General features: G+C 46.4%; 4 protein-coding genes and 1 tRNA gene. 1 reads left to right on the forward strand and 4 read right to left on the reverse strand.

Annotated features, from left to right (window positions below):
* Nucleotides 1-18 precede the first annotated feature (18 nt).
* The 4 genes from ACFPIB_RS12595 to ACFPIB_RS12610 all read right to left on the reverse strand — a co-directional run bounded on the left by ACFPIB_RS12595 (nucleotide 19) and on the right by ACFPIB_RS12610 (nucleotide 13,683).
* Nucleotides 19-91: transfer RNA gene (locus ACFPIB_RS12595), tRNA-Gln, on the reverse strand.
* A gap of 538 nt (nucleotides 92-629) precedes the next feature.
* On the reverse strand, nucleotides 630-2,858 hold the full coding sequence (gene purL / locus ACFPIB_RS12600; protein ID WP_378017816.1) for a phosphoribosylformylglycinamidine synthase subunit PurL: 2,229 nt from the start codon (nucleotides 2,856-2,858) through the stop codon (nucleotides 630-632).
* A gap of 421 nt (nucleotides 2,859-3,279) precedes the next feature.
* The gene (locus tag ACFPIB_RS12605) at nucleotides 3,280-8,508 is read right to left on the reverse strand and encodes a T9SS type A sorting domain-containing protein (RefSeq protein ID WP_378017817.1); all 5,229 of its coding nucleotides are present in this window, start codon (nucleotides 8,506-8,508) and stop codon (nucleotides 3,280-3,282) included.
* Between the two features lie 687 nt (nucleotides 8,509-9,195).
* Nucleotides 9,196-13,683 carry a T9SS type A sorting domain-containing protein gene (locus ACFPIB_RS12610; protein ID WP_378017818.1) on the reverse strand — a complete coding sequence of 1,496 codons (4,488 nt, stop codon included), beginning with the start codon at nucleotides 13,681-13,683 and terminating at the stop codon, nucleotides 9,196-9,198.
* 278 nt (nucleotides 13,684-13,961) lie between these two features.
* Here ACFPIB_RS12610 and ACFPIB_RS12615 point away from each other — a divergent pair, with 278 nt between their 5' ends.
* Nucleotides 13,962-14,897 carry a helix-turn-helix domain-containing protein gene (locus ACFPIB_RS12615; protein WP_378017819.1) on the forward strand — a complete coding sequence of 312 codons (936 nt, stop codon included), beginning with the start codon at nucleotides 13,962-13,964 and terminating at the stop codon, nucleotides 14,895-14,897.
* Nucleotides 14,898-15,057: the final 160 nt, after the last annotated feature.

Consider the following 15,057-nt stretch of genomic DNA (forward strand, 5'->3'; position numbering starts at 1 on the left):
TGCAGGAGGCTTTTTGTGTTGTCCGACCAGGTTTCGAACCTGGACTCTTCTGAACCAAAATCAGACGTGTTGCCAGTTACACCATCGGACAATCTTCGTTTCAGCGGTCGTTGCCGTGATTCGATGTGCAAATGTAGTAAGGATTTTTAAACCTGCAAAAATATTTTTTAAAAAAGTTGATTAAAAAGTCAGTTTAAGCGCTTTTGCTGCTGATTTTGAGGATTTTAAAACGGTGTATTTTTTTGAAAAAAAAGTCAGAATGGGGAATTTAATGGATTGCGACATCCCGGGCGAAGCCGAGGGAACTTATTAAGCCATATTTATCCCGCAAGTTTGGCGCAGCGCAACTTGTGGGTTTCATCAATAGCCAGTTTGTAACTGGCGGAAGCATTGCGATTTTTTTACTCAAATAACCGGCTCTTCCGGATTTGTAATCCGACTTTTTCCCCTTAAAAGCATAGCGTTTTTATAGCTGCTGAAAGTGCAGGCGGATCGCAGATCCACAGCTCCTTACTTTCGGATTACAAATCCGGAAGAGCAAATTTTACTCTCAGTAAAAAAAATAGCGCAGAACTTTTAAAGCCCTGCGCTATTCCAGATTTTCATTGCCGTCTGCTTTAGCTGATGGATTAATTCGCCATGATCTTGCCTAAAGCATTATCATAAACGTGCTTCAAATCCGAAGTCTGATGCCAGGTTTCGCCGTCAATTTCGCAAACGCCGGAAGTAACTTCGCCTAATTGCGTGAAAGCGGTATTTTTAGACTTCAGCATTTCTTCGAAAGCAGCTTTTTGTTCTGCCTTCACCGAAACTACTACACGGCTCTGGCTTTCGCCGAACAGGTAGGCATCTTTCCGGAAATTGCTGTCAGTTTTGATGGAGAAACCTAAGTGCTTCGGCATGGCCGCTTCCAGCAAGGCAATGTATAAACCTCCGTCAGAAACGTCGTGGGCAGAAGTAATGGCTTTGGTTTTGATCAGCTCTTTAACGGTTTGCTGCACTTTATATTCTTCTTCCAGGTCGAAATGCGGGGCCGGAGATAAAGCAACTTTCTGGTAAGAATATAAATACTCCGAGCTGTTGATGTCGTTTTGTGCTTCGCCAACCAGGTAAATAAGATCACCGGCAGTTTGGAAGGCCAAAGTCATAGCGTTTTTCTTGTCTTCCAGTAAACCCAGCATCCCAATGGTAGGCGTCGGGAAAACCGGACCTTCATCCGAAGACTGGTTGTAGAAGCTCACGTTGCCGCCGGTTACCGGGGTTTCGAATTTCTCGCAGGCTTTTTTCATGCCTTTAATGGCGCCTACAAAATGCCAGTAAACTTCCGGAACGTACGGGTTGCCAAAATTTAAGCAGTTTGTAATAGCCAGCGGTTCGCCACCGGAGCACACAATATTTCGCGCAGCTTCGGCCACCGCAATCGCACATCCTTCTTCCGGATCGGCGTTTACGTAGCGGCTGTTGCAATCTACTTTAATCGCAATAGCTTTGTTCGTGCCTTTGATCTTTACGATCGCCGCATCCGAAGGCATGTTCGTCGTCATCGTAGCCGTTCCAACCATCGAATCGTATTGCTCAGAAACCCAGCGACGGGAACAGATATTCGGGTGCGAAACCAAATGCTCGGCGATCTTTTTAAATTCTTCCAGCGTTTTTGGCTCCTGAATGCTTTCGATCTTGAATTTCTTGGTTTCCTGGAAATAAGCCGGTTCGCGGTATTCTCTATGGTAAACCGGCGCGCCGCCGCCTAAAACTAAGTCATCAGCCGGTACATCGGCAACCAGCTCGCCGTTCTGGAAATAGGTTAAGCGCTTTGTGTCGTTTACCACGCCAATTTGTTCGCAGTACAGGTCCCATTTATCGCAGATCTTTTTAATGGTTGCTTCTTCGCCTTTTTTCACCACGATCAGCATGCGTTCCTGAGACTCAGAAAGCAGGATTTCGAACGGCTTCATGTTTGGCTGACGGGTAGGAACTTTGTCTAACCAGATCTCCATGCCGTGTTCGCCTTTGGCGCTCATCTCGGAAGTGGAGCAGGTAATACCGGCCGCACCCATATCCTGCATACCAATTACGCAGCCGCTTTCAATTACGTCCAGCGTTGCTTCGAGCAATAATTTTTCCTGGAACGGGTCACCCACCTGAACGGAAGGCAGATCATTGGCAGAATCTTCGGTAATATCTTTGGAAGCGAAAGCTGCGCCGTGAATTCCGTCTTTACCGGTAGCAGAACCTACGATGAAAACCGGATTGCCTACGCCGTAAGAAGTTGCCGAAACCGTTTTGCCAGCTTCCACGATACCCGCCGAAAATGCGTTTACCAGCGGGTTGATGTTGTACGAAGGATCAAAGAAAAGCTCACCGCCTACGGTTGGAATACCAAAAGCATTGCCGTAATCGCCGATTCCTTTTACCACGCCTTTTAAAAGGCTGCGGGTTTTGTCTTTGGTAATATCGCCGAAACGCAGGGAATTTAATTGCGCAATTGGCCGCGCACCCATGGTGAAAATATCGCGGTTAATGCCGCCCACGCCGGTTGCGGCGCCCTGGTAAGGCTCAATGGCGGATGGGTGGTTGTGGCTTTCAATTTTAAAGGAACAAGCCAGGCCGTCGCCGATATCTACTAAACCAGCGTTCTCTTCACCGGCTTTGGCCAGCATGCGGGGCGAATCTTTCGGCAGTTTTTTCAGCCACACAATAGAGTTCTTATACGAACAGTGCTCGCTCCACATAACCGAGAAAATGCTCAGCTCAGTAAAATTCGGCGTGCGGCCCAGAATGGATTTGATTTTTTCGAACTCTTCTTCTAACAGGCCAAGTTGCTTGGCGGTTTCTACGGTAGTGAGGGTTTGTTCCACAGGAAATTGGTGAAATGATGATGCCGCAAAAGTACGCTTTTCTGCAGATATGTGCCTAATACAAAAGAGGTTTTCCGCAAAATGTGTGTGTAACTAAAGATGTGTCGTGCAAAAACGCTATGGTTTGGGGCTTAAAAAGTCAGAAAAACGGGTAGAAAGTATTGATGAAATTCAAAAAGTGCCAGCATCTTCTGGTCGAACTTCCTTGGCTAAGTGATAAAAACGCTATGGTTTTCCCCCTGAAATTATAAGGTTGCCAAATGCTATTAGGTCTTAGATTTAAAACTAAATAGTTCATCATTTCCATGAAGCCGTCATTTCTGACTTTTTAGGCCGGAAACCATAGCGTTTTTGTAAAAAAAAAAAGCCCCGGAAAAATTCCGGAGCTTTTCTGATGATGAAAAAACTTTACCTATTTCTATTATTCCACGATCAGTTTGCGGGTGGCTACATTGCCTTCGGAAGTGATCTTCAGAATATAGATGCCTTTGGCCGAGCCGTTCAGGTTCAGTAACGCTGCTCCTGAGTTATTTTTCACTACCTGCTGCTTCACTACTTTACCGGTCAGGTCCATCACTTCAACTTTGTAATTGCGGGTTGAAACAGGAACTTTCAGGTTGAATAAACCGGCAGACGGGTTCGGATAAACAACTACGTTGCTTTGCAGTGTGTTTTCTGATATTCCGGTATTTGGTGCAGCAACGCGCTTCAACTCGATATTATCGATCAGGTTAGCAGTGCCGTTGCCGTTGTCGTATTCCTCTTTTACATTGCTTTCCAGGCCAATTTCGATGGTGGATTGGTTGATGTAAGAAGTAAGGTCCACGCTAATTTTCTGCCAGTTGATTGGAGTGCCGGAGAATGGAGGACGATAGGTTGGGCCTTCCTGCACACCGTTTACCGTTACCCGAAAGTTGGTATTGGCATTTACGCTCTTGTATAATTGTTTCAGATCGAAAGTCAGGATCAGGGAATCTTTTGGAGTTCCGGTGCCTGGCGAAACGCAGAAGTAAGCGCCGGCAAAATTGTCCGGGTTAGCAGTCCAGGGATCGATAATACCGGTAGGGATTGTCCAGTTAAAGCTGTTCACTCCATCCATGATCAGGCCTTTGGTAGAACCCGTACCGTTGCTGGCGCCTGTTCCTTCGGTAATTTTTGCCTGCGTACTTACAATCGTTTTCAGCATTGGTAAACCGGTATTGGTTGTTTCAAAATCAAGGTTTACCGGTAGCGAAGCGAATAAGGCATTTGGGTGACTTAAGGTGTCAGCATCGTTGCTGGTATTGCCATCGTTTGCTAATATGGTTTTCGCAACAACAGCATAAGGGCCCGGAACACTCATATTGGCTTTTGCGGTGAAGGTGTACGTTGCGGTTGCATTACCCAGAATAGAACCGGTGAAAGTTTCGTTGGCAATTGTAGTACCGTTTACCGAGAAGGAAACCGGAATAGTAGTTTGCGTAGCAGAACCAAAGTTTTTAATGGTAATCGTAATAGTTTCGGCATTGCTCAGACCACAACCCGTAGTAGCCGGACCGCCAATGGCAATAACCCCTACGTCGTTCAGGTTCGCGCCAAATTCGTAAGCACCCGGATCAGGCGTTGCAGCATGGCGCGGGGCACCGGTAATATCGTCCGTTACAGCAGCAACAGGCTGGCCGATATTGTTTAGCAGGGCAGAAGTTGGTTGTAAATTTCCGGTTGTCACACTCGCGTAGCTCGGATCATCGGCAACGCTGTTCTGGTCGTAAACATTGTTGTTAACAGTTTTCCAGTCGGCAAGGGTAGCTACTGCAGCAGAGAAGAAGCCAACATTTCCGGCAGGAACATATAATACGTTATTATTGCTGGTAATGCTGGATGTAGTTGTTTGAAAGTACAGGGCAGTTTTTGCGCCGGTACCACCTGTAATCGAAATAATATTGTTAATAAATCTGATGTTGGTAGCTGCAGTTGTCTGATAGAAACCTCGTAACTCACCTGCATTTGTTCCGTGATCCAGATCTACGGAATTGTGATAGTAATAAACCCCATCGCTGCCTGATGTATAAAAAGCGTAAACCGCACCAGTGTTATTAATGTTGTAGATCAGGTTGTTTTTAACAATGTTTTCGGAACCGGTTGCACCATCTGAATTGAAAATAGTTATACCGTAAAAGGCTCCGGTCTTTGTAGCTGCTCCAATATGGGTATTATGGATCTGGTTTTTGCTGATGGTAGTACCTGTGGCATTGTTGTCAAGAAAAATTCCGTAGGAAGGATTATTTACAATGGTGCGATTAGGCCGGGAAATATCGTTTCCTTCAATTAGGGTGCCTTTAGCCGTAACCACTGAAATACCATAGGCATGGAAATCTTTGATGGTATTAGTTAAAATGCGGTTCTGGCTGTTTACAGTTGCAATATTATTAAGCTGAATGCCTTTATAGCCGCCGTTAATGGTGTTGCCGAATATCGCATTGTTGTTGCCGCTATTGCCTGGTAATGTTACCTGGGTATTCGAGTTCGTGAAAACAATGCCAATAGTATTATTTTCGGAAGCGCTGGTAGAAACAATGGTAATGGTGTTGTTGCTGATGGTATTATTATCAGCTCCGTTCAATAAATGAATGCCCCAGCCATAAGTAGGATCAGCAGCTTCTATCTGGAAATTGTTAATGGTAACGAAGTCGGTGCCATCTAAACGAACAACCGAACGGATTGTAGTAGCAGTAGCTGCTGCAAAACTGATCGTATTGCCATTACCTTCAAACTTAACGGTATTCACAGCAGTCGCTCCCGGAATTGTTCCTAAAATTACCTGCTCGTTGTAAGGGCCGGTTCCGGCTACTACGTTGAAAATTACCGGAGCTGAAACGCCGCAGGAAGTAAGATTCTGAACAGCTGCTGCAATTGTCTGGTAATTGGTAGTAGAAGCAGGGCTGTTTTTATCAATTGTATAAGTACCAGCCAGTGGCGTGCAGGAAGTTCCGTTCAGCGTGAAGCAATCGTTTGAAGTATTGCCATCTGTTTGTCCGTTTGGTGTAGCTGTACATACTTCCAAAGCAAATAGTCCGGTAACGAAGGTGTAGTTACCAATGGTTACCGCCGCCGATGCTCCGGGAGCCAGGTTACCGGTCCAGTTATAAGGCGTTTGTGCAACGGAATTTACCGTCCAGTTAATAGAAGCGTTGGTTAAAGCTGCTGTTCCGTAATTTTTAATGACTACTTCCACCGCGCTTGCGCCCGGCGCAACAGCAGCAGCAGGCGTAATTACTGCCACTACACCGGCATCGTTGGTAGTAGGAGAGATGAATTCATAAGCGCCGGCATCCGGCGTTGTAGTACTACGGGTTGCACCGGTAATATCGTCGGTAACTGCCGCAACCGGTTGACCGGTATTGTTAATGGTAGAATTGCCCGGCTGGAAATTACCAGTAGCAATGTTCACAAAATTCGGATTGGCAGATAAACTGTTCTGATCGAAAGCGCCGCCGCTTACAGCTTTCCAGTCGGCCAGAGTTGGTCTGTCTGTGCCCGCGAAGCTGCCAATGTTTCCGGCTGGTGCATATAAAACGTTGTTGTTGCTGGTAATTGCTGAAGCAGGTGCATCGAAATAAAGCGCATGTTTGTTACCGGTTCCGGCTGTAATGCTGATAATATTGTTGATGAACCGTACGTTTACCGCTGTAGTCTGCTGGTGAAAACCACGTAAATTACCGGTGTTGGCGGCGTTATCTAAATTTACGGTATTGTGATAGTAATAGGCTCCGTCGCTGCCGCTGTTATGCAGGGCATAAATTCCGCCCTGGTTATTAATATTATAGAGCAGGTTGTTCTTTACAATATTTTCGGAACCGGCGGGGGCATCTGAACTTGATATGCTAATGCCATAAACATCCGTATTAATAGAAGGTGCGGTGGCTATATCGTGGGTATTGTGGATCCGGTTTTTGCTGATAATGCTTAACTGAGAATTACCGGATAATTGAATGCCATAAAACTCGTTTCCTCCCGAATTGCGGGTTGGGCGGCTCAGGTCGTTTCCTTGTACCAAAGTGCCTTTTGCAACGGCCACTTTTATACCAAAAACATAAAAATCTCTGATCGTATTGTTTTTGATCTGGTTATTTCCGGTGGCAGTAAGTGCGCTGTTCAGGTAAATGCTGGTATAGCCGCCTGAAATGGTGTTGCCTGAAATGATATTATTGCTGCCGGTGTTGCCAGAAGTTATATCATCTATTTTGTTGGAGAAAACAATTCCAAGGTTGGTTGCTTCTGTAATGCCGGCAGCTGCAATAGTAATGGTGTTGTTGCTGATCGTATTGTTGTCGGCGCTGTTCATGAAGTGAACGCCCCAGCCAAAACTGTTATTGCTGGCTTCGATCTCGAAATTATCCAGCTTAATAAAGTCGGCTCCGTTCAGGCTGATCACCGGACGATTGGAAGCCGCGGAATTGAAGCTGATCTTATTACTATTGCCGTTGAATGTAATGGTGTTGGTTGCGCTGGCGCCCGGAATCGGGTTAAAAATTACCTGCTCATTGTAAGGGCCTGTTCCAGCAACCACATTAACCGTTACCGGCCCGGAAACACCTTTACAGGTAATATCAGAAACGAAAGCGGCAAAAGACTGATAGTTGGTAGCTGAAGCCGGGCTGTTTTTATCGATTGTATAAATGCCGGTAAACGGAGCTACCGTAGTTGTAACCTGCACGCTTCCGGAAGCAGCTGTATTGGTGCCGCAGCTTATTTCTGCACGGTAAAAAGTAGTTGCCGTTTGCGATGTTGTTAAACGGTCACTGGTTGCGCCGGTAATATTGGTCCAGCCGGTTGTGCCGTTCGGAGAAGATTGCCACTGATAGGTTAAGCCGCTCGCGAGGGTATTGCCGCTAAGGCTTAGCTCAAAAGGTGCATTAACGCATGCTGTTGGGCTGGAACTAACAGCTGTGCCTGCATTTGGAGTGCCGGAACAGGCCGGATACGGCGTAATATCAATACCGAAGTTTGGCCAGCCATTGGTATCCTGGGTGCCGGAAGTAGCCGCGGCGTTTGCCGTAATTAACTTTTTATGGCCCGGAACAGGACCAGAGCTGGTAGTATATACTTCAATACCGGTATTGAATGACAAGAACTGAACCTCTACGATCAGGGTGCGGGTATTGTCGTAGTTGAAAGGCGTATCCAGATCGATGTAGAACCAACCGCCGACAGTTGCATTGCCGGTAATGGTTTTAGACGGGCTGTTCACTACCTGGGTAAGGCCCGTATAGAAATCGAGGCTTCCGGTACCCGGAAATACAGTTGCTGCCGTTTGCCCCATAAGTACCTTTAAATTGGTAAATGTTCCGGATGCATTTGCTACCGAGTTCCGGAAATAAATACGGGTTATAGTGCCTGGAATAGGCGCTGTTCCGAAATCGGTGGGTAAGTAAAGGAACTGGGTTTTATATGCATTGGCAGAATTGAATAAATTATTGGTTTTAGTGGTTCCGCCCCCTTTGCTGTAGCCTGGCGTTTGTGCCTTGGCTTCGGGTAAACTGGTAGTGAGCAACGCTGCCATAAAAAGGAATAGCAGCGAAAGGTTGCCCAGCTTCTTGGTTAAAGCTGCATGCAAAGCCGGTTTTATCCAGTAAAAGGACGCCGGCTGTAACTGTAATGGGATAATCATTTTGTTGTTGGAAAAAATTGAAGGAATGGAACGGAATTACGGCAACTGTAAAAATTATAGCGTACGTGGGTGTATGTTAGTGATTTACAAGGATTAATGTTAGGAAATTTACTTCCTTTAATCGCAAAAGTGAAACAGGTGTGTATGAACAGGCCTTTTGTATCCATGAACACGGGTTATTTAAAAACACACGTGCGTAATTCTTTGTTTTTGAATATTGTCAGCATTTATTCCGGAAAAATTAAAGCCTGAAAATGACTAAGGATAAGATGTTTATGAGGATGTTACTAAGTTCTTCATGGCTACTTTTCTGAATCGTAATGGTGATTCTTTAGAGAAGTAAGCTGAATCCGAAAGTTCCATTAGAATGAAAACAAGCAGTAGTATAAAAAACGCTATGGTTTTCTGCCTGAAAACTGGTGATACTTAAAAACGCTAGCACTTTTATTTGAAAAACTGCTTACCGCCAACGAGGTCCTTCAGCGCTAAGCGCGCAAGCTTCGCGCTCCCGCGCTCACTTGTGCTCAGGATGACAGAACGTGAAAACGCTATGCTTTCAGGTCTCAAAAGTCAAAAACGGTATGCTTTCAGGCTTCAAAAGTCGGGTGCTGTTAAACAAAAAAAAAGCAGGCCAAAGACCTGCTTTTTAGTAAGCTTCCAGCAATTGCTGGCTCAGACTCTCACCTTTTAATGAATGATCAGTTTGCGGGTAGCGCTGTTGGCAGAACCGGTAATTTTCAGTACATAAATACCTTTGGCCAGATCTGTTAATTGCAGTTGCGCATTGCCTGCTGCTGAAGTTTGTTTCCGGATGGTTTTACCGGTCAGGTCCGTAATTTCAAGCGTGTACTTTTGAGCCGAAGCCGGTAAGTGCAGGTTGAATATTCCGGAAGAAGGGTTTGGATAAACGACCACCAGATCTTGCAGCGAATTTTCTTTCGTGCCGTTGGTAGGGTTGCCCGATACGCGTACGTTGTCTATTAAATTGGCAGTGCCGTTTCCATTATCGTAAGCTTCTTTCACGCTGCTTTCCAGGCCAATTTGCATAATGCCCTGGCTGATGAAAGCGGTAAGCGGAATTTTAACGTGCTGCCATACGGCTGTGCCCCCTCCAAACGGCGGCCGATACGTAGTGCCAGCCTGGTTTCCGTTTACCGTTACCCGGAAGTTGGTATTGGCGTTCGAATCTTTAAACAGTTGTTTCAGGTCAAATTCCAGCCACATAGAATCGGTAGGCAGGTAACCCGTTGGGGTAACGCAGAAGTAAACGGCGGCAAAATTTTCCGGATTCTCGGCCCATGGGTCAAGTGTGCCAGTTGGTACTATCCAGGTAGAATCGGCCAAACCATCCATGATCATGCCTTTGCTGCCCGTGCCAAAACTGGCGCCAGCTCCATCGGTTATAGCCGAAAGGGTTTTGGTGCGCAATTGCATACCGTTTAAACTGCTTGCGGCACTTTCAAAATCTAAATCTAAAGGCAGGTTAGTATAAAGGGCATTGTTCAGGTAATAAACCAGCGTGTCGTTGGAGTGGTCAGGATCGTTGGTTGCTCCGGAAATTACTTTTATCTCGTGGTTTCCAAAGGCTGTTAAATTGGCTCCCACCGGGAAGGTAAAATTGGTTCTGGCACCTGCGGCAATTGGTCCGGCAAACGTAGCTGAAACCGGTGTGCCGCCATTTACCTGAAACTGCATATTCACGTTCGAGACCGGAGTGCTGCCAAGGTTTTCGAGTTCTACTTCTACTTTTTCGTTCGCGCTATAATTGCAGTATGTAGTAAGCGGAATAAATCTGGTTACTGCCAGGTTGTTGGTATTATTTACGATCTGCACATCATCGAAAGCAAAACCCTCGTCCTGGCCCCAGCTGTTAGCTCCAAAGGCGATCCGGATCTTTACAGAAGGTTTGCCAGCCATGCCGTCGAGTTTGTGTTTTACCGTAACCCAGCCGTTGCTGCCTTTATCGGCGATTGTTCCGGTCCAGCCGCGTGCCATATAATTGGTCTGGCCACCCGGTTGCGCATAGATCGAAGAATCGTTGTACCAGTTCAGCGCATCGCCCATTTCGCCTACATTCTGCCAGGTCAGGCCACCGTCTATGGAAGTTTGCAGCACCGCGCCATCTATATTGGTTTGGGCATTCCACCAAACTTTCATTTCTATATCCGGGTCGCCGGTTAAGGCCGAAAAATTGAAGCAAGGACTCATTACATAAGAATCTTCGTTGGCATTATACTCTCCGGTCAGGTTGGTTACCCAGGAACTGGTGCCGGAAGCTGCGGAATTGATAATGGTTTTTGACGGTGTTCCCAAAGCCCAGGAGCTGTTGTTGCCACCCGCTATCCAGCCGCCGCTTCCTATATCGAAATTCTGGTAATATGGCAGCGAAGCAATAATTGGCTGGTTAAAAGTGGTGCTTTGTGCATAATTATTGGTCGTGTCCGGGTCGCCCATCGGCATTGCAGAAACTACCACGTTGTGTGCTCCCGGAATACTGAAATCAGCTTTGGTACTGAAACAGAATTGCGCCGTACCACCGGAAGGAATAAAGCCCATGAACATTTCGGTAACGGCAGGCGCATTATTTACCTGGTAAGTTACCGGGAAGAAGCTTTGCGTTGAGGTACCTACGTTCATCAGGGTTACGCAAACGTCTGAAGTTGGTGATAAGCCGCAGCCCGGGTTCGGTAATTGTACGGCAAGCACTTCCATGTCGGTAGGAGAAAGGTCATAGATCCGCAAGTCATCTAGCGCAATATCGCCGGCCGGGCCGTTTCCGGTTTTCGCCTTGAACTTAAGTTTAATATTGCCGGTATAGCCCTGCAGCCTGATCAGTTTTTTGCGCCAGGCGTCTTTTTCCAGGGTTTGCTGCGGACCGGTTAAAGTAAACAGGTTGGTCCAGGTTGTTCCGTTATTGGTAGAAACCTCTATTTGGAGTTGGTTGATATCAGCGCCCGCCATGTGGTACCAGAAACTGAAGCCCGGGTTTGTTAAACCGGTAAGATCTATACAAGGCGTTATCAGTTCGGTGCTGTCACCTGCCGGACCTTGGATGGGCGCATAAATGTATTTACCGGTTGCATTACCAAGAGTATGGTCTATTTCCGGTCCGCTTCCCTGCCATGGCGTAGGTCCACTGGCAACTTCCCAGCTATACGGGTAGAATAAGGCATTGCTGATGGTTAAAGTCCAGCCGGCTGGTATGGTGCCCGAAGTGCCAACAATGCAGTTTTCAAAATCCTCTACGTGCGGAAATACGGAGATCGGGTTGAATATTGAAATGGTATCGGAGCGGCCGTTATTCGTCAGGAAAGTATCGCCGGGCAAAGCTGTAGTAACGGTGAAAATATAATTGCCGGTTGTGCTCAGGTTTGCAGGCGTTGGGAAAGTGTAGTTTATAGAAGCGCCTGATGCCAGAGAACCAGTAAAATTGCCAGTAACAGGGCTGTTGCTACCGATCTGGTAAGAAACCGGGATATTCGTCTGGGTTGCGCTGCCATAATTTTTGATCGTAACCGTTACGTTTTCCTGAGCGCTGGCTCCGCAGTTACCGGCTACCGGTGCAATAAGCGCGGTAATGCCTACATCGTTGGCCGGATTTTCATAGATCTGCACATCGTCGAAAGCAAAGCCGTTGTCGGTTAAAAAGTTATTGTCGGTTGTAAATGCGATCCGCAGTTTTACGTTAGACTGGCCGCCTAAACCGTCGAGCAGGTGTTTTACAGTTACCCAGCCATTGCTACCGGTGTTTATAAAGTTCATATCAGAACCAGACCAACCCTGCGGCTGACCACCGGGAAAAGAACTTATAGTATCTGCGTTGTACCAGTTATCGGGGTCGCGGAAATTGCCTACCCGTTGCCAGGTTTGCCCGTTATCAAGCGAAGATTGCAAAACCGCTCCGGCTGTGCCATCTACGGCATTCCACCACACTTTCATGGTAAGTAATGGGGAAGTAAGGCTGCTCATGTTGAAACACGGACCTAATACCTGCGAATGTTCTCCGGAATTATAGTTGCCGTTAAGGCTGGTAACCCAGGAATTGGTGCCGGACGCAGCAGAATTGATCGTAGATTTTGCAGGTGTTCCCAGCTCCCACGAACTTTTTACGCCGCTTGCAATCCAGCCGCCGTTGCCGCTCTCAAAATTCTGAAAATATGGGTAGGTGGTAATGGTTGGAATGGCGTTTATAATGGTTTCAACAGTATCGTTCGCGCGGTCGCCATCTGTTGGCAGGTTGGTATAAACCACTAGCTTATAGGTGCCCGGAGTAGCTAAATTCACTTTTGTATTAAAAGTGTAAAGCAAAACATCTTCGGAAGCCATGCTGGAAGTGAGCACTTCGGTTACGGGCGGGTTATTGCCTAAACGGTACGTTATCGGAATTGAATTCTGCGACAACAGGCCAAAGTTCTTTATCATGACCGATACGCTTTCCTGGTTTGTTAATTCGCATTTGGAGCCAGGGCTTGTAACCGATAAAATGCCGGCATCGTGATTCGGGGTTTCGTAGATCTGCACATCGTCGAAGCCAAAGCCATCGTCTTCATAATATAGATCTGAAGCGAATGCAATTCTTAAACGAACGGAAGCCTGCCCGCCTAAACCGTTAAGTTTGTGCTTGGCCGTAACCCAGCCGCCGCTGCCAGTGCCCGGAGTAGAACCAATGCGGCCGGACCAGCCCTGGTTGTTAAAAACAGGTGGCTGACTGCCCGGAACGGAAGCAATGCTGTTGAAATTGTACCAGTTATACGGATCACCATAATCGCCTACGCGTTGCCAGGTTACACCACCGTCTATAGATGATTGCAATACTGTTCCATCGCCGTTGGCCTCACTGTTCCACCAGATCTTCATTTCAATTACGGGTGCAATCATATTCGAGAAGTTGAAGCAGGGGCTGACCACGTACGAATTTTCGCTGGAATTATTCGATCCGGTCAGGCTCGTCATCCAGGAATTGGAATCGGAGGCGGTATAATTCATGTAAAGTTTGCCGGTGGGGTAACCGAGCGCCCAGGAAGAATTTGTGCCCCCGCTGGTCCAGCCGCCGGGGCCGGTTGCAAAATGCTCTACATAGGGGTACGAAGTAATAGAAGTGCTACAAGCCGGAGCCTGGCTCTGCGCGAACCGGGCTCCAAAGAGGAGCAGCAGGAGTAAACAGTACTTTCTCATAAAAACTTATTAGTGAATTGGTTGTTAAGTGGCTGAAATCACCAGAAGAGAACCGGAAAATTAACCCGACTTTTTGATGCGCAAACCATACCGTTTCCGAATCTTTTAACTGGTTAATTTTATATTTATCCTTCTAATAATTTAATCTCAAAACAACAGCTTCTTTTATGGATTGTGCTTGTAGAATCCTGCCTTTTTAGATAATAAAAGTGACCGGATTCACCGGTAGTATATTGATTATTATATATTTTTGCATTGTTATTATTGCGCCTGTATTAATGGAAAATGCCACTTTTTCGAAAATAGGAAAACTCGCTTACGACCGTAGTTGCGACGTATTTCATATGGATACTCAGAACAATAAGAGCGACTTTTCGGATCTTGCGCCCAATAGTCTTATCAGTTCTTGTTTTTCGGCATTTGAAGCCGAGATCCGCCCGATGGTGGGGCTAGGAGTAAAGTATGTTTCGGAAGGAAAGGAAACCTATTGGCTGAAAGGGAAAAAGCATGAAGTTACCCGGGGAAAATATCTACTGGTGAACGAATCGGAACCCCGGTTAGATGTAAATATTAAAGGTGCAGAAACCTGGGGCATGTGTGCCAATATAGAGCCGGAAATACTGAACGATCTGATCTGGCAAGTGCTGCACCCGAATAAGCTGGATGAAATAAAAAATGTACAGCAGTATTTATTATCGCCGGAACTGCTGGTGCGCCAGGCAAACGCAAGCAATGCCCTTCAGCAACTTCTGAACCGGATGATCAGGTTGGTAACTTTGCACCCAAACGAAAACCCGACTATTGAACTGATCTATGAACTGGCGTCTTTGCTGGTGCTTGAAAATCTGGAAATGATAAGCTCTTATTACAAGCTGGAAGTGACTAAACGCAGTACCCGCCAGGAATTATTTCAGCGCTTGCTGCAGGGCAAAGAAATTCTGGACGATAGTGTTTTTAGTGAAGTTAATATCGGGCAGGTGGCAGGTGAGTGTTGCTTGTCCGAGTTCCGGTTTTTCCGCTTATTCAAGCAATGCTTTGGCGTGAGCCCGTATAATTATCTTTACCGGCGGCGCATAGAAAAGGGAATAGCGCTGAAAAACCAAAACCTGAGCTGGAGCGAAATTGCCTACCAGTTGAATTTTACCGATCTGGCTGCTTTCAGCAAAGGTTTTAAAAAAATTACCGGCGTTTCTCCTACCCAATACGTGCTTTGATTTTCGAGTGAGCTGGAAGGTTTTTGCGAGTATAATACTTCGTGACTTTTTATGGGGAAAAGCATAGCGTTTTTGAATTCTTCCTCCCTAAACGGTACGGTTTTGACTTTTTCCTCTCCAAACCATACCGTTTTTTGAACCAGCAAATAATAAAGCCCCG

It is taken from the genome of Adhaeribacter terreus, assembly GCF_042657365.1.
In the GTDB taxonomy this organism is placed as follows: domain Bacteria; phylum Bacteroidota; class Bacteroidia; order Cytophagales; family Hymenobacteraceae; genus Adhaeribacter_A; species Adhaeribacter_A terreus.

Coding starts and splice junctions, on each gene's coding strand:
- ACFPIB_RS12605 (WP_378017817.1), bottom strand. CDS start 8,508: ATGATTATCCCATTACAGTTACAGCCGGCGTCCTTTTACTGGATAAAA.
- ACFPIB_RS12610 (WP_378017818.1), bottom strand. CDS start 13,683: ATGAGAAAGTACTGTTTACTCCTGCTGCTCCTCTTTGGAGCCCGGTTC.
- ACFPIB_RS12615 (WP_378017819.1), top strand. CDS start 13,962: ATGGAAAATGCCACTTTTTCGAAAATAGGAAAACTCGCTTACGACCGT.